Consider the following 22,389-nt stretch of genomic DNA (forward strand, 5'->3'; position numbering starts at 1 on the left):
CGCTGGTGACCAATGTTGCGCAACAGAATTCAAAAATCAGCTCCTACATTTTGAGGCGCATGGATACATCCGTGTCAAAGGGAGAAAGCCATGGCAAACTATATCCCACAGCACTTTGAGCCTCGGGCCAAGGCCGTCAACGTCAAGGGCGTTGCCAACCGCGCCGTCGCAACCGTTTTGACGGCGGGCCTCATCGCTCAGCCGCTCATGTCGCCGCTGGCGGCAATCGCCGCACCGACGGCAGATAACGGTGACGCCACGAAGGGCGACAGCGCTATCGAGAACACCGTTGCCACCGGCAACCAGGCGGTCGTAAAGACGGCTGCCCAGTTGGCCGAGGAGTCGGCAAAGCAGCTCAAGGACGCTCAGGCCGCCTACGACGCCGCCCAGAAGAACGCCGATGCGGCGGGCCAGTCTCAAAAGCAGGCGCAGCAGCAAAAGAATCAGGCCTCGCAGGCTGTGACCGATAACGCCGCCGAGCAGAACGAGGCCGAGGCAGCCGCGCTTCAGGAGAAGATCGACGAGCTTAAGACGGCTGTTGACAAGGCCGAGCAGCAGCAGAAGAAGCTGGGCGACCTGAACGATCAGCTCGATCAGGCCAACAAGAGTGTCGAGGATAAGACCCAGGCGCTCAAGGACGCCAAGGCAAAGCAGGATGAGGCCAAGAAGGCCCTCGACGATGCCCAGGCCAAGCTCGAGGCCATGGGTATGGACGAGTACGAGGCCGCCAAGAAGGCCGTCGAGGACGCGCAGGCAAAGCTCGATGCGGCGAATGCCGATGTGAAGACGGTCGAGGGTGAGCTCGATGCCGCTAAGACCGCCGCCGACAATGCTGAGCAGGCAAAGAGTGATGCCGAGTCTGCTCTGACGACTGCCCGGGCCAAGAAGCAGGAGACCGCCAATGCCCTTGCCGCTGCGACCACCGCGTGCGGCAACGCCCAGGATAAGCTGAACGACGCCCAGAAAGCGCTCGATGCCGCCATCTCGGGCACGGGCATCGATCTAAAAGCGCTTGAGGCCGCCAAGAAAGCTGCTGCCGGTGAGCTCAAGGGCGCGCAGACCGAGCTTGATGCCGCGAAGGCTGCCGACGCCACCGCACAAACGAACCTCCAGGCCGCACAGACTGATGCCAGCGCCGCGCAGGAAAAGGTCAACGCCGCCAACGCTGCCGTTTCGTCAGCGCAGACTGCATACGACGAAGCCAACGGCAAACTCGGTGATTTGACCAGCAAATACAACACCGCCAAGGCTGCTTACGAGCAAGCTCAGCAGACCGAGGCCGACAAGAAGACAGAGTACGACCGTCTGGCAGAGGTCGCAAAGCAGAAGAAAAGCGCTCTTGAGAATGCTACCAGCGACTACAACAAAGCGAATGATGAATACAACACGGCCAGCGCAAACGTCAAAGCTCTTGAGCAGCAGATTTCTGAGCTAAAAGCAAACATGACGGTGGATACGGATGCTGTCAAGGCTGGCCTGCTTGGCTTTATGAATCACATCGCAAGTAGTACGTCGTTTACTGCTGCTCAGCGTGCTAACGCGAGCGATGCGGCGAAGTTACTTGATGGGTCTGCTAACAAGGCGGCATGGTATGACGACTATGTCAACTTGGATGCATCTGACGCTGACAATGCTTTTTCGCTCGTGAATCTGCAGAATACCTTGACCTACATGAATGCCGTCAATGGAATTCGTCGCGCAAATGGCTTGAGTGACATGAAGGTCAGCATTGTCTCTATGGCGCAGTCGGCGCTCGATGTTTGCTATTCGTCGAATGTTTGGGACCACGCGGGGAACAGCGGCGAGGGCTTTTATATGTCCTATAACGAAAACCTTGCCGGACGTGCTGGCGCCTACAAGGGGTCAGATAATCCTAAAGATTGGGAAATATCCTTCGATAACGGCGACAAGTACGGCGATGATTGGCCGTTTATCGGTTGGTATACTGCGGAAAAGCGCGACTATGACAGGGGTGACTATAGCAACACCGGCCACTATGAGAACTTTATTGATTCAGGTGCTAATTCCTTTGGGTTCGCCGTCGGCTACGGTAAGGATGGCAACCGCTCAACGCCCGAGGATGACGGTGCACCCAGTCCTGTTTCAATTTATCAGGGAAACTGGGCCGAAGGCGATTTTACGGTTGACGAGTTCAAGAACCTGGTAAACACGTACGTAGACTCCGTTTATCATGCCGGTGGTACCGCCGCGCAGAAGGCGCAGCTGGCGCAGCTGCAAGATCAACTTGCGGCAGCACGGAAGGCGCGCGATGTGAAAAACGATGCGCTTGGCTCTGCGGAGTCATCCCTCAATGCTGCCAAGAGTGCCGCGAATGAAGCGAACGGTAACGTTGCTGCTGCCAAGAGCGACTATGAAGCTGCGCAAGAGGCCACCGCTATCGCGAAGGCGGCATATGGCGCTGCCGATGTCAATTTGAAGAATGTTGACATCGAAACTCCTAGGGCAAATCTCAACGCCGCCAAGGACGAGGCGACCGTCGCGCAGGCCGCGCTTGACGACGCTAACTCCAAACTCACCGAATGCCAGACGAACGCCTCCAAGGCTTCCGCCCGCAAGGCGAAGGCACAGGGCGATTACGATACCGCCAAGACAAAGTCCGATAAGGCCAATGAGGCGTATGACAACGCCACGGCTTCGGTCAAGGACCTTGCCGCCAAGTGCGATGCCGCCAAGACGGATCTTGCGAACAAGCAGGGCACGCTTAACGATGCCAAGAAGGCCGACGGCACTGCCCAGGCTGGCGTTGACAAGGCTCAGGCCGCAGATGTGCACGCCGCGACCGCTCTTTCGGGCGCCAAGCAGGCAGTTGCCGCCAAGACGCAGACCCTGTCCGACGCACAGGCGAAGGCCAAGGCCGCCGAGGACGAGCTGGCCGGCGCAAACAAGGCCTTCGAGCGCTTCGCCGGCGCCCAGAAGGCGGTCGACGACGCCAAGACCGCCTATGACGCTGCCGTGGCCAGTGTCGCCGATGCCCAGAAGCAGCTCGAGGCCGCCAACGAAGCCGTCGTCGATGCGAACTTCGAGATCGTCAAGGCCAAGGCCGAGCTTGCCAGCGATGAGGCACTCAAGGCCGATCTTGAGGCTGTCGACCATAAGGCATCCCTTGCCGCGGGCACGACGGGCAACGAGAAGCTGGTTAAGCTGAACGCTGCCTACGCTCGCTATAAGGCTGCCGTCGATGCCGCCGCTGGTCTCAAGGCTGCCCTGAGCGATGCCGATGCCAAGCTGTCCGATGCCAACGACGTCTATGCCGCCGCGCTTGCCGAGCTTGGCGATGCCAAGGATGCCCTGGCTGCCGCGCAGGCCGAGTACGACAAGTATCATCCCAAGGCTGAGCCGCAGGCCAAGGCTCAGGCTGCGCAGGCTGCTGCAAAGGCTCCTGTCGCCAAGAAGAAGGCTGCGGACGCTGCGCTCGCCCAGACCGGTGATGACTCCGCACTTGCGGGTGAGGTGTTCGTCATCGGCGGTATTACACTCGTGGCTGTGGGCGTGACGCTGGGCGATCGTCGTCGCAAGCAGATGTAGCGTTTCGAGCGTAGTTTCTGTAACGAACTTCAATTCATAACGGGACCGTCTCGTTAGCCAAACGATAAGGCCGGCGCGCTGTTAAATGCAGCGCGCCGGCCTTTCTTTGCGTTGGTATCAAAAAGCCCGGTCGGCAGCCGCAAAGCTACCGACCGGGCAAATTGTAGGCAATATGGTTGCTGTCGAGCAGCTGCTCAGCTTAGCCCAGCAGGCTTAAGCCCACGGAGACAAACGCTAGGATAACGCCGACGATGGACTCGCCGCCGAGCAGGCCGCTGGCGACAACCAGGCCCTGCTCTTGGAAGGCGGCGTCCTTGGCAGCCCTCTCCTCGTCAGAAAGACCAGCGGTGGCGTCGCGGCGGGCGGACCACTTGTCGTAGGCGAGCTTGACGCAGGAGCCCAGGAATGCCGTGAGTGACATGTAGAACGGCAGGTACACGCCCAGGCCGATCATCATGGCCGGAATGCCGAGCCAGTACATGACGATGCCGGCGATAAAGCCGCCAACGAACCACGGCACGCTGGGGATGCCCGAGACCATGGTGGCGACGACGCTTGCCTGCGCGGCAACAAAGCTCTTGTCGGGACCAAAGGCGTCCGGGCCATAGGCGGTGACGAGCGCGACCATGACGGCTGCGGCGACCAGGGCGCCCACGATGCCGCCAATGGCTTGGCCGATCCACTGCGCACGCGGGTTGGTGCCCAGCACGGCGCCGGCCTTAAAGTCGTTCATGACGTCGCCCGCAAGGCCGCACGCCACGGCTACGATGCCGGCGATAAAGAACAGCTTGACCTGAGCGATCTGTGCGAAGGCAGCCACGATGAGCATAACGATGAGGCCAAAGATTTCCATGGGGTCGATGCCCGTCTGGCCGCAGCTCTGTGCGCTCATGATGGTGGTGACAAAGGTGAACAGCGTGACGATGACGGCCGGAACGGGGCCAAGGTCAAGCACGATGGCGATGATCACGGCGATGGCGGCAGCGCCCAGGCCGATGATGCCGGCGTCGAGCTTAAGGGAGCCCGAGATGAGCGACTGCTCGTCGGTGTCGGTGGAGCTGTCGGCGGCAAGACCGCGGACGATACCGGCGACCTGCGGCAGGATGTCCTTGAGGACGACGGCGACGCCAAAGCCCATCATGAGGCCCATGCCCAGGGACTTGACGATGCCCTGCGCAGTCACAACGTCGAACAGACCGGCAGCGGTGCCGCCGACGATGATGCCAAAGTTGCCCAGCAGTGCGCCGGCAAACCAGCAGGCGACAGGGGCAAAGCCCACCAAAAAGCCGACGGAGAGCAGCATGGGCGAGTTGTAGATGCCAAAGGTCACGCCGGGGATGTTGAGCGTGCACAGCATGCTGGGCACCACGCCCAGGGCGTCGCGCAGCACGCTATAGATGCCGGCGATGGCCATGGAGCCAAAGAGCTGCTTGCCGGTTTTGCCGCCAGCCTCGGTCGCGCGCAAGGTCTGAGCTGCGGCGTTGCCGGTGGGGAACTCAAGCGCGGCGTCCACGATAAAGTGACGGTGGATGAGCGCGGTGGCCAGCAGGCCCAGGATGGTGCCGGCGAGCGCCACGATAAACATGTCGAGCCAGCTGATCTGGTCGGCATAGCCCAGCATCCAGGCGCCCGGGATGGTAAACGCCAGACCGCCGGCGACCATGGCGCCCGCGGACATGATGGTGTGGGTGACGTTGGCCTCGTTGAGGCTGGCGTTGCCCATGAGCTTAAGGAAGAACAGCGAGATGACGGCAGCGAAGACGATCGGCCAGGGGAGTGCGCCCATCTTGAGGGCGGTGTAGGCCGAGCTTGCCGTGATGATCACGCAGCCAAGGACGCCGATGACGACGCCGCGCAGCGTGAGTTGCCCGCGCATCGAAGCGCGGTTCGAGGGATTGCTCATATAGAACTCCTTTGCGTATATCCGCTTCCCCCGGGAGCGCCGCTACGGATACGGCGCGGGAAGTCGGGTTACCAAGGGCCGCCGCGTGAGCTCGCAAACGACCGCGCACCAGTATAGCCGCAAGCTAGTCATTTTGGGATGACTGGTTTAGGTAGGCGATATACTGCTGGGCAGACGAAAGGAGCGCCGACAATGCTTAATGGGTGCGCATATATATTGACGGTCGACGTGGGTAACACGTTCATTCGCTTTGGCCTGTTTGCCGAGGATTCGGCCGCGGCGCAGGAGCGCCCGCTCGCGACGTGCGAGATCACCACGCCGTCGAGCATCACAGCAGACGAGGCGCGCATGCGTCTCGCTCAAGTCATGGCCGCGCTGGCGGCCGATGCGGGCATGCCGGGTGTGCTCGTTCCCGCAGCCGCAGTGCTGAGCTGCGTAGTGCCGGCGCTCGAGCGCCCGTGGAAGGCGGCGCTTTCCCGCACCTGCACGGGACGCGTGCTCACCGTGGGGCCGGGCCTCAAGACCGGCATGCCCGTACACTACGACGACCCGGCCGAGATCGGCCCCGACCGCATCGCCGACGCCGTGGCGGCCCGTGCCGTCTACGGCTCTCCGTGCATCGTGATCGACCTGGGCACTACGACCAATATCGAGGTCATCGATGCGCGCGGTACCTTTGTCGGCGGCGTCATCGCGCCGGGTCTGGCGCTCGGCGCCCGCTCGCTCTCGGCTGCTGCGGCACGCCTGCCGCAGGTCGAGCCCTCGGCACCGACGCACGTCATCGGCCGCAACACGCGCGAGGCCATGCGTTCGGGCGTGGTTCTGGGCGAGGTAGCCCGCATCGACGGCATGCTCGACATGGTGCTCGCCGAGATGCGCTCGACCAAGGCGGCGGGGGAGGGCGACGTGCCCATCGTCATTACCGGCGACGATGCCGAGGCACTTGCGGCCCTTGTCGGTCATAGCCTGACGGTCGATGACGCACTGACGCTTCGCGGTCTGGCCGAGCTCTACCACATCAATCAAAAGCCCCGTCGCGCGTAGCGATGGGCGGTGGGACAAAAACGTCTTCACCTTCCACCTGCTACAATGGGTCAAATTGTTGCGATTACGGAGGTGTCTGCCATGTCGGACGATCTTCATCAAACTGCGTCGGGCAAGCGCCGCGACGTCATTAGCTGGGACGAGTTCTTTATGAGCGTGGCCATCGCCGCGCAGCGCCGCAGCAAGGACCCCAACACGCAGGTGGGTGCGTGCATCGCCAGCACCAACCACCGCATCCTTTCGGTGGGCTACAACGGTACGCCCTCGGCGCTCAACGACGACTTTTTCCCGTGGGGTACGAGCGACGACCCGCTGCAGGACAAGCACAACTACGTGGTCCATGCCGAGGCAAACGCCGTGCTCAACTACCGTGGCTCGCTCAAGGATCTCGAGGGTTCCACGGTCTACGTCACGCTGTTCCCGTGCCACGACTGTGCCAAGATCCTGGCGCAGGTAGGTGTGGGCGAGGTCGTCTACCTGGACAACAAGTACGCCGACACCGATGATGGACGCATCAGCCGCCGCATCCTCGACTCCTGTGGCATCAGCTACCGCCAGGTTATCGTCGATGTTCACATCGGTACCGAGGGGCAGGCTCAGCAGTAGCGCGTGCCAACGCCAGCTGGCAACAAAAGGCAGCTAAAAGAGCCCCGTCCCAAATTGACTGCTCGTGAAAGTCGTGTCCGCGCGCATGGATGGCTCGTGAGCGGGTACATGGCTGTAGTAACATAGCCCCTGTCCGCGGGCGTGCCCGCGTTATTGTGAGAAAGGAGCCCCTGTGGCTGTTAACGAAGAGCTGCTTAAGAAGGTTCTTGAAGAGATTCGCCCCAACCTGCAGGCCGACGGCGGCGATATGGAGTATGTGGGCGTTGACGACGAGGGCGTCGTCAAACTGGAGCTGCAGGGCGCTTGCGCCGGCTGCCCCATGAGCTCGCTGACCCTGTCCATGGGTATTGAGCGCATCTTGAAGGAGCATGTGCCCGGCGTTACCCGTGTCGAGCAGGTCAATGCTTCCGGCGAGACCGACGACCTGTACGACGAGTATGCGCCGTTCTAAGATGCGAAAGCTGCGGACGGCATACTCCGCATAGACGTTACGCCCAAATATGCGGCTGCGAGCGCAAGGCCCGCGGCCGCATTTGTATGTAGGGAGTAGGAGGGTCGACATGCTCAACGACCTCTACCATATGCTTGATCCTGTCGCGATCTCGGCGGGCCCCATCATCATCTACTGGTACGGCTTGGCCTACGTGATCGGCGCTCTGCTCACGGCGGTCGTCATGTACCGCACACAGCGTCGCTGGGGCTTTAACATCACGATTGACGACCTGACGAGTGTCGTGGTCGGCGTGGTCTTTGGCCTCATTATCGGTGCGCGCCTGTTTTACGTCGTCTTTTACGGTGATGGCTACTACTGGGCGCACCCGCTCGAGATTTTTGCCACCAACGAGGGCGGCATGAGCTTCCATGGTGGCCTGGTCGGCGGCATTATCGGCGGCATCATTGTGTGCCGCATGTATAAGCTCGACGCATGGACGTTGGCAGACCTTGCCGTCATCGGCGCTCCGCTGGCCCTGTGCTTGGGGCGTTGCGCCAACTTTGTTAACGGCGAGCTGTGGGGCAAGCCGACCGATCTGCCCTGGGGCGTGATCTTCGGTGGCACCGCGGGCGATATGCCGCGCCATCCCTCTCAGCTCTACGAGGCGTTTCTCGAGGGCATCGTGCTCTTTTGCGTCCTGCAGGTGCTCAGCCGCAAAAAACCGCTGCTGCCCCAGGGCACGTTTATGGGCGTGTTCGTGATGGGGTACGGCATCGTCCGTTTCCTCGTCGAGTTCGTGCGCGTGCCCGATGCACAACTGGGCTATCTGCTGGGTGGCGTCATCACGATGGGTCAGCTGCTGAGCCTGCCGCTCGTAATCGCGGGCCTGGCGCTCATCATCTTTGCTCGTCGCCGCAACCAACCCCAGCGCATCTACCTCGGCGCCTAACCACCACAAAGGGGACAGGCACCTTTGTGGTGGTTTGCTGGGCAACGATGATAGAACCGTAACGTTTCCCCAGATAAAACCTGCCAAAATAAACCTGTCCCTTTTTGGCAGGTTTCTAGAAAGGCTTTTCGGACTGTGAAGGATTCCGACCTCTCCACAACGGCCGCGCGCGACGCCGCTCGCATTGTTTGGTTTAAACGCTATCCCGCCAGGCAGACGTTCATCGCTTTTTTGCTCGCACTGCTGGCGACCACGGCGTTTTCCATCGATCCCGCCCCGGTGTCGAGCAACGCAGTCTTGGCGATCGACCCCAAAGCCTCGGGCATGCTGTACGTGTGCTACGAGGTGCTTCTCTCGTTTGCCGGGCATACCGACGCGGTCATGTTGCTCGCGCTTGCCTGCCTGCTCACGCTGCCGTTTCGCTACGTCTTCTTTGGCCGCGGCGACGCCTGGCGCCCCTCGGTCATCCTGCCGTCGCTGTTTTTTGCCGTCTGCATGGTGTTCGGCCGCAGCTACGACCTCACCGACTCGGCCGAGATCGTGCTCGGCGACAAGGCCCGTATCATCTGCGCCTGGATCGGCGGCGCGGGCTGGATGCTCTTGGCGGTCGTGGCCTTCTACCTGACTTTTGAGTGTCTGGATTGGCTGAGCTCTCGTCGCATTCCGTTTTCCGAAGCGCACTTTGGCCGCGTATGGCGCGTGGCTCACGCCGTACTCTCGGTCCATCCCTTTGCCGGGCCCTTTCTGGTGCTTATGATTGCCTGGGTGCCCACGCTCATCGCCTCGCTGCCCGGTCTTTTTATGGGAGACACGGGCGCGCAGATTCGCCAGTGGTTCAACTACCCCAACGGCACGAGTGACTACCTGCGCCTGCTCAACCCCAATGTGCTGCTCAACGGGCATCACCCCGTGGTGCACACCGCCATCATCGGTTCGTGCGTGCAGCTGGGGCTTTCGCTGTTCAACAGTGCTAACGCCGGCCTCATCATCTACACCTGCGCTCAGTTCGTCATCACGGCCGCCTGCATGGCCTATTCCATCTCGTCGCTGCGCAAGCTGGGCGTGAGCCTGCCGGTCCGCGGCGTTATCTTGCTGTTCTTTGCGTTTATGCCGATGTTCTCTAACTACGCGGCGTTGCTCACCAAAGACGTGCTCTTTGCCGACGCGTTTTTGGTGCTGCTGGTGCAGACCGTGAAGCTCGTGGCCTGCGGTCTGCCCCGTCGTGATGCCAATGTCGAGCGAGCGGGCGAACAGAGGCCCGTGCTCTTTGCGCGCCACGACTGGCTGTTGCTTGCGCTGGCTGCTATGGGTTCCACGTTTCTGCGCAATGGAGGCCTGGTGTTTCCCCTGGCGGCATGCGTGATCGCGGCGGCGTTTAGCGCATGGGACGCGCATGTGGCTCGTCGTGCAGCCAAGCAGGCTGGTACTGCGCCTTCGGGCGCCATCCCACGTTTCCGCTGGGTGGGAGTTCTTGCTGTGCTTGTACTCTGCCTTGCCTCTAATATGTACTTCACCAAGGTGTTTATGCCGGCGCACGACATTACGCCCGGCTCCAAGCGCGAAATCCTCTCGATTCCATTCCAGCAGACGGCTCGTTTCGTCCAAAAGCACGACGGCCTCAACTCGGGCGTCAACCCCACGGTCAAGGAAGACGGCACCATCGTGGAGGCTCCTTGCGACGGTTCGGTGACCGACGAAGAGCGTGCCGTGATCGATCGCGTACTCAAGTACGAGAACCTGGGCCGCCGCTACAACCCCGACAAATCGGATGCCGTCAAAAACTGCTTCAATGAGTACGCCTCGCAGGAGGACATCAAGGCCTATTTTAAGGTGTGGGCCCAGATGTTCAAAAAGGACCCCGAGTGCTATATCTCGGCGCTCGTCAATAACTACTACGGGTACTTCTATCCGAGCGCTCGCGATGCGTGGGTCTACAGCACGGCGCGCAGTGCCGAGATCATGGCGAAGCCCGATAACCTCAAGTACTTTGACTTCCATCCGGTCGACAGCAAAGCCGTGCGCTGGTGCGACCACCTGATTAACCTGTACCGCGTGGCGGTGCAGCGCATTCCGTTTATCTCGCTCACCATGAGCTCGGCCACCTACGTGTGGATCATGATCATCGTGGTGGTCTACCTGTTGCGCCGCCATTCGTGGCGCGCGCTGGCCATCTGGATACCGCTACTGGGTGTGCTCGCTGTGTGCCTGATTGGTCCATGTAACGGGTCGACCTACATGCGCTACCTGTACCCGGTCATTGCATGCATGCCTTTCGCCATCGGCGCCACGATCACCCGCAGCGACCGCCTGTGGACCTAACCAAAGATTGGCGCATTGGGGTCAGGCTGCTTTGTGCCAAGGGACTGCATCATCACGACGCCTTCATTTTGGGGTTTATCTCGCAGGCCAGTAGGTATATCATAACGACGTTTGTTTATATTGCCCGAGCATCTGCGCTGGGCTTTAGGTCGAAACCGATAGGAGACACGTATGTCCGGACACTCTAAGTGGGCCACAACCAAGCATCGTAAGGGCGCGCAGGACGCCAAGCGTTCCGCCCTCTTCTCCAAGCTCAGCCGCAACATCACCGTTGCTGCCCGTCTCGGTGGCGATCCGCTGCCCGAGAACAACGCCAGCCTCGCCGCTGCCGTCGCCAAGGCCAAGGCTCAGTCCATGCCTAAGGACAAGATCAAGTCCGCTATCGATAAGGCCTTTGGTTCGGGTGCCGACGCCGCCGTCTACGAGAACATCGTGTACGAGGGCTACGGTCCCGCCGGTGTCGCCGTCTACGTCGACTGCCTGACCGACAACCGCAACCGCACCGCTGCCGACGTCCGTTCTGCCTTCTCCCACGCTGGTGGCAACCTGGGCACCTCCGGCTCCGTTGCCTTCCAGTTTGAGCGCAAGGGTCAGATCGTCGTCGCCAAGGAGATCCTGGACGAGAACGCCAAGAAGGAGACCATGATCGCCAACGGTGCTGCTGGTGACGAGGATGAGTTCATGATGGCCATCGCCGAGGCCGGTGGCGAGGACTACGAGGACGCCGGCGAGGAGTGGATCGTCTGGACCGCTGCCAACGACGTCATGGCTGTTTCCAAGGCACTCGAGGAGCAGGGCATCCAGGTCAAGGGCTCCGAGACCACCATGGTCCCGACCACCCCGACCGAGGTCTCCGGTGCCGACGCCAAGAAGGTTCAGCGCCTCATCGACCGTCTTGAGGAGCTCGACGACGTCCAGGACGTCTACAGCACCATGGATATGACCGACGAGGTCATCGCTGCCCTCGAGGAGGAGTAGCGCCCGCACGGATTGAGCCGTGCATATCTGGGCATAATGAAGCGAGCATGCAAGCCTCGTGGAATAGATGAGCCGGATCCGCGTGCATGAGGCACCGGACCCGGCTCTTTTATAATGATGCGAATCGTTTTGCATTCTGAGGATCGAGATTTGAAGGGAGCGCCGCATGCGCGTGCTCAAACGAGCCCTGGCGATCGTGTATCTTGCCGCCGCCGTCGTGGCGCTGGGCACATTAGTCTGCCAGTTTTGGGGACCATATACCTATCGCTTTATGCTGCTGATGCGCGATCCGCTGCCTCGCATCGTTGTTACGGCGTGCGGCGGTGTCGTGGCGCTCGGCGTACTCGTGGGTTTCTTCCGCCTGATGTTTGCTCGTCGCGAGCCGTCCTGCGTGCATCCGGCGGGGGAGCGCAATATCGAGGTCACGCTCGCTGCCCTCTCCTCGTGTGCTCGCAGCGCGGCAGAGCGCGACGACCGAGTGATGATCGAGCATGTCGAGGCGCGCGTGCAGGGCTCCGACGAATCGCGTGTCCGTTTTAAGGTCGACGCCATCGCGCTCGACGACCGGGACGTGGCCTCCCTTGCAGCCGCGATGCAGCAACGTATCGAGGAGGCCTGTGACACCATGCTCGGCACGCCGGGCACGACTGCGCGCGTTCGTTTTTTGCCGTCCAAGACTACCGTCCAGACCGTGGAGGTTTCCGGTGAGTGATATCAATCAAGACAAGACCGTCCGCACCCCGCGCCTGACCATCGATCAGAGTGCTGCACCGGCAGGCGAGGTCGTCGATTCCAAGGTAGAGGGTACCGAGTCGCATGACGTGGTTGCCGATGATTTTGATGAGGCCATGGGTCTCATCAAGGGTACGGGGGCGGCTATCTGGAGCTATGCCGTCCGTCATCCCAACACCACGCTCGGCGCCGTCGCGGGTTTTGTGCTCGCTGTGCTGGTGCTCACGCTCGGCCTGTGGGATACGCTCGTCATCGCTTTCTTTGTGCTGATCGGCGCCGTGATTGGCCAGATCCGAGACGGCGAGAACGGGATCGTCAACTTCTTCGGCCGTCTGTTTAGCGGCCGCTAGCATGTATTCGACCGCCGCGTGTGCGGTGGGCATAAGGAGGAACCATGGCTTTTAACACGAAGGTCGATGTGGCCGATACCGAGCTCGAGGCAGACGAGACCGTCGCCGCCGAGGCCGAGGACGTAACGCTCGAGGACGAGGCGCTCGTCGAGGCCGAGTCCGCCGACGATGCGGACGAGGATGATGAGGAAGCGGACGAGTCCGAGGACTCGCTGACCTATTCTAACGGTGTGATCGAGAAGATCGTCGCCATGGCCACCCGCGAGGTGCCGCACGTCCTGGGCATGAAGGGCAACCTCATGCACTTTGTACAGGAGCAGTTTGGTGCCGAGAATCTGACCAAGGGCGTGACGGTCGAGGTCACCGATGACAACCGCGTGGTCGTCAACATTTCCGTCATTATCGAGTACGGCGCCTATGCACCCGCGATTTTCGACGACGTTAAGGCGCGCGTGACCGAACGTCTGGCTGCAATGACCGGCCTTGAGGTGGCAGGCGTCAACCTGCGCATCGAGGATGTCATTACCCCCGAGGAGTACGAGCACCGCACCAACCAGCACGAGTAACCTACCAAATAGGATGTTTATTTTGGCAGGTTTTATCTGCGAAAACGTCAAACGGCCGGTCGCACGGATGTATGTGCGGCCGGCCGTTATTTGTATGCCCCCGATGTAGGCATACCGCTCGTCTAACTAGGGGTTGCAATCGTCGCGTTCCGCGTTACCCTAATGGGCGCATTGTTTCCAAATTGTTAACGAGGGGTTGCCGTAATGGCTGACGAGCACGAAACAGAAAGCAAGGCATGGGCGATTGAGGCCGCCGCGGCAGAGGCGGCATCGCGTGCTGCCGAGGAGATGCATCGTCCTCCCGTGGTGCCGATGGAGCGCGTGGTCGATCGCACCGATATCGAGCGCGGCGAGCGTGCCGGCCAAAAGCGCAGCCAGGAGCCGGGCTTCCCGCGCTTTTTCGCCGAGCTCAATCTGGGCCTGATTCTTACGGCCTTTGCCATCGTTGCGTTTAAAACCCCTAATCACTTTGCTTTTGGCGGCACCTCGGGCGTGTCGGTCATTCTGTCCACGCTGTTCCCGACCCTGCCCGTCGGCGTCTTTATGTGGATTATCAACGCGGTTCTCGTCGTTTTGGGCTTTATCTTTTTGGAGCGCAAGGCAATCCTGTGGAGCGTCTTCGCCTCGTTTGCACTGTCCGCCTATGTTTCGCTGTTTGAGCTCTTTATCCCGACCGATATCTCGATGACGGGCGATATGTGGCTTGACCTGTGCTTTGCCGTGATTCTGCCGGCGCTCGGCAGCGCCATCGTCTTTGATATCGGCGCCTCGACGGGCGGCACGGATATCCTCGCTATGATCCTCAAGCGCCGCACCACGCTCGAGATTGGCCGCGCACTGCTGTTGGTCGATATCGGCATCGTGACCATCGCGGCCTTTTTGTATGGCCCGCGTGTCGGCCTGTATTGCGTGCTCGGCCTGTTTGCCAAGACGCTCGTGGTCGACAAGGCCATCGAGAGCATTCACCTTCGTAAGGTCTGCACGGTCATTTGTTCCGAGCCCCTTAAGGTCGAGGAGTTTATCGTCAAGCATCTCAATCGTACGGCGACTATCAGTCGTGGCTACGGTGCCTTCTCGGGCAAGTGCGTGACGGTGATCATGAGCGTGCTGAGCCGTCGCGAGGCCGTGCAGCTGCGCCGCTATGCGCGCGAGGTCGATCCGGGTGCCTTTATTACGATTGTCGACAGCTCCGAGATCGTCGGCAAGGGTTTCCGCGGCACGAACTAGCGCGGACGTATTCAACGAACCGCCTGCTGGCGCCGTGTACCTTGCAAATCGGTCGTCTTTGAGTATTTGACCCCACATTGGGCAATAATGATGCTAAAGACAACGTTTGCGATCCAAGTGATTCGTTCAAGATGCGAAGGGATGATTCTATGTTCTGCTCGCAGTGTGGCGCCCCCATGGGCGATAACGACAAGTTCTGCGGCGTGTGTGGCGCTCCTAATGCCGGTGCCGCTGGCCCCGCTCCCCAGGGACAGCCTCAGCCCCAGCAGTTTGTTCCGCAACCGCCCGTGGCGAATGCGCCAAAGGGCTGTGTGGCTCAGGCGTTCCAAGATATGACTAAGACTCCGGGCGTGCTTCAGCGTGTATGCCAAATCGCGTTTTTGCCGGCGCTGATTTGCGTTGTGTCGGTGCTCGTGCTGTTTATTCCTGTTATTGGCGGCATTGCGGCTGCCATCGGCTTTTTGGCAGCTTGCATTGCGAGTGTGTGCGGTTCCGGCTTTGGTATCGAGTGGGGCCGTGATCTGTCGCTCAAGGTCGATGACGGCATGGACCGTCCGCTGATGCGTTCCACGTCGTTTGGTCTCGGAGTCTTTTCGAGCGTTATTTCGGTCGTGCTCGAGGTTATCGCTGCCATTCCCGTTATCGGTGTAGTGCTTTCGCTGGCGGAGGGCGCGGTAATTGGCGCCGCAGGCTCGTATTCGTATTACGGCTCTTATGCGCTCGAAGCTGCGCTGTTTGGCTCGCTTGGCCTGCTTGTCCTGGCGCTAATTGCCTCGGCGATTCTGGGTGTCTTCTTTAAGATGTTCGCCGACATTGCCGTGATGCACTTTGCGGTGACCGGGCGCGTCGAGAGCGCGTTTTCGCTCGATAAGGTCTGGGCGGCCTTTAAGCACAACAAGACCAAGCTGTTCTGTGCTTCGTTCCTTCCCGAGTTTTTGACGGGCCTGGTTTCCAACGCCATTACGTGGATCTTGACAGCTGTCTTTGGTGCCATCGCCGGAATTGGCGCGTACGGCTATTACTATCGCCCCACGGGTATCGAGGCGATTGTTACCGCCGGTGGTGTCACGCTCGTATTGTTCCTGGTGCTGATTGCATTCGTCACGGTGTTCCTTACGGTCTTTGGCAAGATGCTCAAGCACCGTGCCGTTGGCTATTGGGCTGCACGTTATGCAAGCGAATGGGCCGATGAGGACAAGGACGACGTTTTGACTTTTGTGCTCCCGGGTGAGAAGAAGCCTGCTCCTGCGGGATTCAATCCCACGGCAGCCACTGGTGCTGCGCCTGCCCCGGCGCCCGCGCCTGCACCTGCCCCGGCACCCGCGCCTGCCCCTGCCCCGGCACCTGCTCCTGCCCCCGCACCGGCGTCCGAGGCGACGCCTGCGGAGCCCGATTGGGATGCCGTTGCCACGCCGGCGGATGAGCCGGGCGATAATCCTGCTGCCGAAAACAATCAAACCGAATAGCCGGTCGAGGCGCCCTGGGCAACTGAGCCCGGGGTGCCTTTTTCTACTGCGAAAACAAGAAAATGCCTGGGAAAACGGTTGCAGCAAAATTTCTCGGAAATTGGTCAATGTTGCGCAACAACGTCGCGGCTATTGTTGAGAACGTAGACGTGTAAGGTTTGAAGGCGTGCGACGCCTTAGGAAAAGGAGAGGCTCATGTTCTGTCCCACTTGTGGTTCTCCCATTTCGGATGATGCCAAATTCTGCCCTGTTTGCGGATCCGCCGTTGGTGCCGCTTCTGCCGCTGCGGCCCCGCAGCCCCAGCCCGCTCCGGCCCAGGCTATTCAGCCCGCGCCCCAGCCTCAGCAGCAGTACACCGGTCAATACGCCCAACAGTCCGCATCCGCTCCGATGGGCTATGACCCCATTAAGGCTGACCGCAGCCTGATCGGCTGGCTGCTGCTCTCTCTTGTGACCTGCGGTATCTATTCGTTCTACTTCCTGTATTGCTTGGCACGCGACGTCAACACGTTGTGTCAGGATGACGGCGATTACACGCCGGGTCTGGCGGAATTCATCCTTCTATCGTTTGTGACCTGCGGCTTCTACGCGTACTACTGGTATTACAAGATTGGCAACCGCCTGCAGGCCAACGCTCCTCGCTACGGCCTGGTGTTCCAGGAAAACGGCACCACCGTTCTTCTGTGGCAGATCTTCGGCGCGCTCCTGTGCGGCCTTGGTCCCATCTTCGCTATGAACATCGTCATCAATAATACCAATGCCATGGCAACGGCTTACAACACTCGCCTTGGCGCTCGTGCCTAACAATAAGGGCGGCGTGAACAGCTTCCAGGGACATAGGGGCACGGCAGAGCTCCTTCGCCGCGCCCTTTTTTGCACCGGCGCGCTCTTTGTCGCCTGGCTCGCGCTCTACCTGCTCGACATTGGCTGCATTTTTCGATTGATGACGGGCATTCCTTGTCCGGGATGCGGCATGACGAGGGCGTGGCTGGCGGCGCTGCGCCTCGATTATGCGGCTGCCTTTGCCTACCATCCGCTGTTTTGGGTGGTGCCGATTGCGTTTGTGCTCGCGTTCGTGCGCGAGGAGGTGGCATCGAGCAAGCTAAAGCGTGGTATCGACATTGCGGTCACCGTGTTGTGCGTGCTGGTCGTCGTCGTATGGATCGTGCGCCTCATCAATCCGGCAGATGCCGGTCTGCTCTTTGGCGGCTATGCGCCCGCCGGAGTTCCCGACGATATCATCCACCTCGAACCCCCACGCTGGCTCACCATCCTTCGCTCTTACCTGGCGTGACGGAGGACGCGCTAGAAAAACGGTCGACACATAAGCGGGGGCGAACGTTGAGATAACGTCCGCCCCCGCTTTGCTTTAGCCAGGCTGTTATGGATGGGTGTGACGACTACTCGTCGTGTTTCTCCTCGCGGCGAGCGGCGGCGCGGGCTTCGTGGATGCCCTTGATTGCGGCATGGCGAGCCGTGCGGGCGTCGTGGATGGCGTCACGAGCCTCGGCGGACGTCGCCTTGGCAGAGCGCAACTTGGCGGCCAGATCGGGGTTGGTTTCGGCGACCGCGGTGATCGCGGGGCCGTCGAGCTCCTCTTGCGTGGGCTCGGACAAAAAGTCGATAGCATACTGGGCGGCCACCATGGAGCCCTTTGCCAGCACGCTCTCGTCGATCTTGTAAAAGCAGGAATGTTGGGCGTACGTGGCGCCAATCTTGGGGTTGCGCGTACCTACAAAGGCGAGCACGCCCGGTACGCGGCGCAGGTACTCCGAAAAATCCTCGCCCGAAAGCGTGCCGCGATAATGGCCTTGGCCGGCGGGACCCAGACACTTAATTACAGCCTGACGGCAGCGCTCGCTCGAGCCCGCGTCGTTTTCGACCTTGTAGTTGGCGATGGTGTAGTCGGTGAGCTCTGCCTCGGCGCCCAAGGCGGCCGCGGTATGCTCCACGATGCGGCGCATAAGTTCCGGCATTTCCTCGTGGGTTGAATCTCCGTAGGTGCGCACCGTGCCGGCGAGGTAGGCCGTGCCGGCGATAACGTTGCGCGCGGTGCCGCCATGCAGCTCGCCGACGGTGATGACGGCCGGCTCATAGGGGCTTATCTCGCGCGAGACGATGGTCTGCAGGGCGTTGACAATCTCGGCGGCAACCATAACGGCGTCGTGGCCGCGCTGGGGCATGGCGCCGTGGCACGAGGTACCGCGGACATCGATGCGGAACCAGTCGGTATTGGCCATGCGCGGGCCGGGCTCGCAGCTTACGGTGCCGGCGTCGACCTCGCTCCAGATATGCGCGGCGTAGGCACCATCGACGCCGTCGAGCACGCCCGTGCCGATCATGAGTTTGGCGCCTTGGCCGTTTTCCTCACTGGGCTGGAAGACGATGCGGACCTCGCCGTGGATGTCGTCTGTCATATGGCGCAGAATCTGCAGCGTGCCGAGCATCATGGCGATGTGGCAGTCGTGGCCGCAGGCGTGCATGCAGCCCTCGTTGACGCTGGAGAAATCCTCGCCGGTCTGCTCGGTGACGGGCAGGGCGTCGATATCCGCACGCAGCAGGATGCGGCGGCGCGGCGTGCCGTCCTCGCGATAGGCGTCGGGCGCGGTGCCGCGAAGGGTTGCCACCAGGCCCGTCTTAAGGGGACGCTCGTAGGGGATATTCATGGCGTCGAGCTGGTTGGCGATGTCAGAAGTCGTGCGCTCTTCGGCGAGGCTCAGCTCCGGGTGCTTATGGAAGTGCCGACGCTGCTTAATGATGTAGGGTTCAAACTCGGCGGCGATATCTTGGATGGCTGCGGTGACGTCGTCAGCCGCGCGAGCCTCGGTCGCCGCCATAATCTGCTGTGCCTTGGTCTTCGTCATGGTCGATTTGCTCCTTACTGGTTTATCGCAAAATCGTACAGGCTCTTTCCAGTATGCCACCTGCCACTTGGCCTGGCAAAGCTGCCGTTTGCCGCTTGGCATTTTGTAACCGAGGCGGGGGAGTACACTCGGGGGTGTTGAATTTTCTGCCAGAGATGGGGATGTCCATGCAACATATCGATCGGATTATCCGCTCCAAGAACGTCTTTACCGCGCAAGACGGCGTCGATACCGCCCGCGAGCTGGCGATTGCCATCGCAGGCGACCGTATCGTCGCAGTCGGTGCGCCCGATGACGTGATTGCCGCCGCGCCTGCCGCCACGCCGGTTATCGACTACGGCGAGCAGTTTGTCTGCCCCGGTTTCCATGACGCTCATCTGCACTTCTTCCATACCTCGGTCGGCTCCTCGCCGTACATGCTCATGGATATGGGTACGTCCGAGGCGGCACTGGTGCAACACGCGCTCGAGTTTTCCCAGGACCTGCCCGACGACGCCTGGGTTGTGACGCAGGGCTGGCGCGACTACCGTTGGGACCCGCCCGAGCATCCTACCAAGGCGTCGCTCGATGCAGCATTCCCCGATCGTCCCTGCGTTATGTATTCGGGCGACGGGCACACGCTTTGGCTCAACAGCCGCGCACTCGAGGCGCTCGGCGTCACGCGCGACAGCGAGCCGCCAGCGGGCGGCAGTTACGACAAGGACGCAAGCGGCGAGCTCACGGGCATTGCGCACGAAGCGGCTGCCATGCAGCTGCTGCCGCGCTGCCTTGAGTGGCTGGGCGAAGGTCGCATCGCAAGCGCTTACGCCGATCAAATGAGGCGCATGGCCGAGCAGGGTATTACTTCGATCTGCGATATGTCGCTCATGCCCATGCCGGGCTGCGATTTTATCCGCGACGATGTCTACGACAAATTGCAGACGGCCGGTAGGCTGGGCATTCGTGCCCATCTGTTTCCCACGCTGCTGGATGACCAGTCGCGTCTGGAAGAGCTGCAGGTACGTTACGCGAACAACGCGCTGCTTTCGGCGCCGGGTTTTAAGCAGTTCTTCGACGGCGTGTCGAGTGAACACACGGCATATCTCACTGAGCCCTATACCAATCCGCGCTTCCCGGGCGACCAGGGCCGTCTGACGGTCCCGGTTGAGCGCATGCGCAAACTGGTTCTGGCGGCCGCGGAGCGCGGTCACACCGTGCGCATCCACGTCATTGGTGACGGTGCGATTCATGCCGCGCTGGATATCTTCGAGGAGGCCGCCGATCTGTACGGCCTGCCCCAGCACGGCCATAACACGCTCGAGCACCTGGAGAACCTTCTGCCCGAGGACATCGACCGCCTGCGCAAGCTCAACGTGGTTGCTTCGAGCCAGCCCTGCCATATCACGCTCGACCCGGGTGGTCCGGAGCGCGATCTGGGCCTGGAGCGCAGCCGCATCATGTGGCCGTTCGCAACCTATAAGCAGCGCGGCATTCGCCAAGCCTTCGGTACCGACAGCCCTATCACGCCCGTTACCAGCATGAACGTGCTCTACACGGCTATTACGCGCCAGGACCCCAAAAGCCACTGGCCCGAGGGCGGCTGGTTGCCGAGTGAGCGCATCGATGCAGCAACGGCTCTGCGCAACTACACCCTGGGCAGCGCCTATGCAGCGGGCGACGAGCAAAACCTCGGCAGCTTGGAGCCCGGCAAGTACGCCGACCTGGTAGTCCTGGACCAAAACCCGCTCACCGTTGATCCCCAAGAACTTCAAGCCACCAAAGTCCAAGCCACCTACCTGGCAGGCAACTTGATTTACGAGCGCTAACCCCACATCCCACCCCTCAGTTGCGGTGAAATAGTCCCTAAAATCGGCCTTCAAGCCCAAAAAGGGGGTGCGGACAGAAAGTTGGACCGTGAAGCGGTCCGGACTGGAGGTTCGCATGTACAGCAGGGAGAAGGTCGAGCTCTTCCTCCTGGCGACGGAGGACGGCATGGGGCCGACCGCCGCCGCGAAGTTCGCGGGGGTCTCGGTGGGCGCGGCCAAGAAGTGGGCGACGGGGCACCTCCCGCACAGCTACACCGGTGCGCGCTGTAGAATCGGGGCGAGGAAACCGCCACGGAAGGAGGCCAGCTTGGGCCCCGACAAGTCGACCTACGCCCCGCCGGCGACCGGCCCGCTCGCCGGGCTCAACGAGGACCAGATAGAGAACCTGCTGCTCAGGGCGGTGTTGGCCGACCTAAAAGCGGAAGGGTGGGACCCGGCTTCGATCTCGAACAGGAGCAAGTGCGAGCTCGGCGAGAGATTGAGGCGGGCGACCGCCCTGCCCCTCCGCTCGATCACAGGTTTCTTGAGGATATCGAAGAGCTCCTATGAGTACTGGAGGCCCCGCGTCGCCGCGCCGCGCGACCGCGACGCCGACATACGCGACCGCGTGGTGCGCATCTTCCGCGAGGGCTCGGGGTGCTGGGGGTACCGCACCGTCTGGGCGCGCCTGCGCCGCGAGGGGGTCCGCGCCAGCGAGAAGCGCGTGGCCCTGTTAGCGTGATGCGCGAGGAGGGCCTCGAGGTCGTCTACAACAAGAGGCGCGCCCGGGGCTACAGCTCCTACGCCGGCGAGGTCTCCAAGGCGCCGGAGAACCTCGTGAGCAGGAATTTCCACGCCGACGAGCCCAACCGGCTGTGGCTCACCGACATCACCGAGTTCAGGCTCCCGGGCGGCGAGAAGGTCTACCTGAGCCCGATCGTCGACTGCTTCGACGGGATGCCCGTCGCCTGGTCGATCGGGCTGCACCCCGACAAGCGCCTCGCGAACTCGAGCCTGCTCAAGGCCTGCGCGGCGAGGCCGGCGGGCGCGCGCACGACGATCCACTCGGACCGGGGCGGCCACTACCGCTGGCCGGAGTGGATCGGGATCTGCGAGGAGAACGGCCTGATCAGGAGCATGTCCGCGAAGGGCTGCAGCCCGGACAACTCGGCCTGCGAGGGCTTCTTCGGGCGCCTCAAGAACGAGTTCTTCCACTACAGGGACTGGGAGGGCGTGACGGCCGAGGAGTTCATGGGAAGGCTCGAGGCCTACCTCGTGTACTATCGTGAGGAGCGGATCAAGAAGTCCCTCGGGTGGCTGAGCCCGATGGAGTACCGCAGGAAGCTTGGATACGCCTAGGCGCGGTCCAAGAAATCGTCCGCACCCCCAAACAGGAACTATTTCACCGCAACTTAAAAGAGCGCGTCCCAACAACGTGCCCCTATCTTGTGCATCCCATCTGCATCGCCATTTTGCTGCACTGACTTTTCTGAATGCCGGGCCCGAATTAGTTAACCTGGCTCCCGGGGCGGACCGGAGGGCATGAAGTTTGTCGCGAGTTCCGCACGCAAAGGAAAGCACTTAATGTGCTTTCCGTCTTGCGCAGGACTGTAGAGCAGCAA

General features: G+C 61.3%; 19 protein-coding genes. 17 read left to right on the forward strand and 2 right to left on the reverse strand.

The annotated features are described in order from the left end of the window. The first annotated feature begins 90 nt into the window (after positions 1-90). Positions 91-3,546, forward strand: a complete 3,456-nt coding sequence (locus I1969_RS09225) for a CAP domain-containing protein (protein WP_195234788.1) — start codon at positions 91-93, stop codon at positions 3,544-3,546. A 199-nt stretch (positions 3,547-3,745) separates the two neighbouring features. On the opposite strand, the gene I1969_RS09230 is transcribed toward I1969_RS09225, so the two are convergent. Then, positions 3,746-5,449 carry an OPT/YSL family transporter gene (locus I1969_RS09230; RefSeq protein WP_195234790.1) on the reverse strand — a complete coding sequence of 568 codons (1,704 nt, stop codon included), beginning with the start codon at positions 5,447-5,449 and terminating at the stop codon, positions 3,746-3,748. A 192-nt stretch (positions 5,450-5,641) separates the two neighbouring features. On the opposite strand from I1969_RS09230, the gene I1969_RS09235 reads away from it, so the two are divergent. From I1969_RS09235 to I1969_RS11210, 13 genes are all read left to right on the forward strand, one after another. Beyond that, the gene (locus I1969_RS09235; RefSeq protein WP_195234792.1) at positions 5,642-6,493 is read left to right on the forward strand and encodes a type III pantothenate kinase; all 852 of its coding nucleotides are present in this window, start codon (positions 5,642-5,644) and stop codon (positions 6,491-6,493) included. An 81-nt stretch (positions 6,494-6,574) separates the two neighbouring features. Further along, a complete protein-coding gene (locus I1969_RS09240; protein ID WP_117756880.1) occupies positions 6,575-7,099 on the forward strand; it encodes a deoxycytidylate deaminase in 525 nt (174 codons plus the stop codon). Positions 7,100-7,271: 172 nt separating this feature from the next. Further along, complete coding sequence (locus I1969_RS09245) at positions 7,272-7,550, forward strand: NifU family protein (protein WP_099432127.1); 279 nt, start codon at positions 7,272-7,274, stop codon at positions 7,548-7,550. Positions 7,551-7,659: 109 nt separating this feature from the next. Continuing rightward, positions 7,660-8,481: a prolipoprotein diacylglyceryl transferase gene (lgt, locus tag I1969_RS09250; protein WP_195234794.1), complete on the forward strand. Its 822-nt coding sequence runs from the start codon at positions 7,660-7,662 to the stop codon at positions 8,479-8,481. A gap of 135 nt (positions 8,482-8,616) precedes the next feature. Next, positions 8,617-10,800 carry a DUF6020 family protein gene (locus I1969_RS09255; protein WP_271748089.1) on the forward strand — a complete coding sequence of 728 codons (2,184 nt, stop codon included), beginning with the start codon at positions 8,617-8,619 and terminating at the stop codon, positions 10,798-10,800. A gap of 171 nt (positions 10,801-10,971) precedes the next feature. Next, positions 10,972-11,778: a YebC/PmpR family DNA-binding transcriptional regulator gene (locus tag I1969_RS09260; protein WP_195234796.1), complete on the forward strand. Its 807-nt coding sequence runs from the start codon at positions 10,972-10,974 to the stop codon at positions 11,776-11,778. Between the two features lie 166 nt (positions 11,779-11,944). Continuing rightward, complete coding sequence (locus I1969_RS09265; RefSeq protein WP_195234798.1) at positions 11,945-12,490, forward strand: Asp23/Gls24 family envelope stress response protein; 546 nt, start codon at positions 11,945-11,947, stop codon at positions 12,488-12,490. Continuing rightward, the gene (locus I1969_RS09270) at positions 12,483-12,860 is read left to right on the forward strand and encodes a DUF2273 domain-containing protein (protein WP_271748090.1); all 378 of its coding nucleotides are present in this window, start codon (positions 12,483-12,485) and stop codon (positions 12,858-12,860) included. The genes I1969_RS09265 and I1969_RS09270 overlap by 8 nt, the downstream gene beginning before the upstream one ends. 44 nt (positions 12,861-12,904) lie before the next feature. Further along, entirely contained in the window at positions 12,905-13,426 is a 522-nt protein-coding gene (locus I1969_RS09275) for an Asp23/Gls24 family envelope stress response protein (protein ID WP_195234799.1), read from the forward strand. Positions 13,427-13,630: 204 nt separating this feature from the next. Then, on the forward strand, positions 13,631-14,653 hold the full coding sequence (locus tag I1969_RS09280; RefSeq protein WP_195234801.1) for a YitT family protein: 1,023 nt from the start codon (positions 13,631-13,633) through the stop codon (positions 14,651-14,653). Between the two features lie 149 nt (positions 14,654-14,802). After that, on the forward strand, positions 14,803-16,119 hold the full coding sequence (locus I1969_RS09285; protein ID WP_195234803.1) for a zinc-ribbon domain-containing protein: 1,317 nt from the start codon (positions 14,803-14,805) through the stop codon (positions 16,117-16,119). Between the two features lie 195 nt (positions 16,120-16,314). Next, the gene (locus I1969_RS09290) at positions 16,315-16,923 is read left to right on the forward strand and encodes a DUF4234 domain-containing protein (RefSeq protein WP_138339567.1); all 609 of its coding nucleotides are present in this window, start codon (positions 16,315-16,317) and stop codon (positions 16,921-16,923) included. Beyond that, the gene (locus tag I1969_RS11210) at positions 16,916-17,413 is read left to right on the forward strand and encodes a DUF2752 domain-containing protein (protein ID WP_195234805.1); all 498 of its coding nucleotides are present in this window, start codon (positions 16,916-16,918) and stop codon (positions 17,411-17,413) included. Before I1969_RS09290 ends, I1969_RS11210 begins: the two co-directional genes overlap by 8 nt. Before the next feature lie 106 nt (positions 17,414-17,519). Here the strand turns inward: I1969_RS11210 and I1969_RS09300 are convergent, their stop codons facing one another. Continuing rightward, positions 17,520-18,983 (reverse strand): M20 family metallopeptidase, encoded by a 1,464-nt coding sequence (locus tag I1969_RS09300; protein ID WP_195234807.1) that lies wholly within the window; start codon positions 18,981-18,983, stop codon positions 17,520-17,522. 161 nt (positions 18,984-19,144) lie between these two features. On the opposite strand from I1969_RS09300, the gene I1969_RS09305 reads away from it, so the two are divergent. The 3 genes from I1969_RS09305 (at position 19,145) to I1969_RS09315 (ending at position 22,126) form a co-directional block, all read left to right on the forward strand. Then, a complete protein-coding gene (locus I1969_RS09305) occupies positions 19,145-20,788 on the forward strand; it encodes an amidohydrolase (protein ID WP_229028377.1) in 1,644 nt (547 codons plus the stop codon). Between the two features lie 115 nt (positions 20,789-20,903). Continuing rightward, positions 20,904-21,509 carry an IS3 family transposase gene (locus I1969_RS09310; protein WP_195234809.1) on the forward strand — a complete coding sequence of 202 codons (606 nt, stop codon included), beginning with the start codon at positions 20,904-20,906 and terminating at the stop codon, positions 21,507-21,509. Continuing rightward, positions 21,509-22,126, forward strand: coding sequence for an IS3 family transposase (locus I1969_RS09315; RefSeq protein WP_229028378.1), 618 nt, complete (start codon positions 21,509-21,511; stop codon positions 22,124-22,126). Before I1969_RS09310 ends, I1969_RS09315 begins: the two co-directional genes overlap by 1 nt. The last annotated feature ends 263 nt before the right edge of the window (positions 22,127-22,389 follow it).

It is taken from the genome of Collinsella aerofaciens (genome assembly GCF_015548375.1).
Taxonomy (GTDB): domain Bacteria; phylum Actinomycetota; class Coriobacteriia; order Coriobacteriales; family Coriobacteriaceae; genus Collinsella; species Collinsella aerofaciens_AB.

Coding starts and splice junctions, on each gene's coding strand:
- I1969_RS09265 (WP_195234798.1), top strand. CDS start 11,945: ATGCGCGTGCTCAAACGAGCCCTGGCGATCGTGTATCTTGCCGCCGCC.
- I1969_RS09225 (WP_195234788.1), top strand. CDS start 91: ATGGCAAACTATATCCCACAGCACTTTGAGCCTCGGGCCAAGGCCGTC.
- I1969_RS09285 (WP_195234803.1), top strand. CDS start 14,803: ATGTTCTGCTCGCAGTGTGGCGCCCCCATGGGCGATAACGACAAGTTC.
- I1969_RS09315 (WP_229028378.1), top strand. CDS start 21,509: ATGCGCGAGGAGGGCCTCGAGGTCGTCTACAACAAGAGGCGCGCCCGG.
- lgt (WP_195234794.1), top strand. CDS start 7,660: ATGCTCAACGACCTCTACCATATGCTTGATCCTGTCGCGATCTCGGCG.
- I1969_RS09310 (WP_195234809.1), top strand. CDS start 20,904: ATGTACAGCAGGGAGAAGGTCGAGCTCTTCCTCCTGGCGACGGAGGAC.
- I1969_RS09280 (WP_195234801.1), top strand. CDS start 13,631: ATGGCTGACGAGCACGAAACAGAAAGCAAGGCATGGGCGATTGAGGCC.
- I1969_RS09290 (WP_138339567.1), top strand. CDS start 16,315: ATGTTCTGTCCCACTTGTGGTTCTCCCATTTCGGATGATGCCAAATTC.
- I1969_RS09275 (WP_195234799.1), top strand. CDS start 12,905: ATGGCTTTTAACACGAAGGTCGATGTGGCCGATACCGAGCTCGAGGCA.
- I1969_RS09235 (WP_195234792.1), top strand. CDS start 5,642: ATGCTTAATGGGTGCGCATATATATTGACGGTCGACGTGGGTAACACG.
- I1969_RS09230 (WP_195234790.1), bottom strand. CDS start 5,449: ATGAGCAATCCCTCGAACCGCGCTTCGATGCGCGGGCAACTCACGCTG.
- I1969_RS09240 (WP_117756880.1), top strand. CDS start 6,575: ATGTCGGACGATCTTCATCAAACTGCGTCGGGCAAGCGCCGCGACGTC.
- I1969_RS09300 (WP_195234807.1), bottom strand. CDS start 18,983: ATGACGAAGACCAAGGCACAGCAGATTATGGCGGCGACCGAGGCTCGC.
- I1969_RS09305 (WP_229028377.1), top strand. CDS start 19,145: ATGTCCATGCAACATATCGATCGGATTATCCGCTCCAAGAACGTCTTT.
- I1969_RS09260 (WP_195234796.1), top strand. CDS start 10,972: ATGTCCGGACACTCTAAGTGGGCCACAACCAAGCATCGTAAGGGCGCG.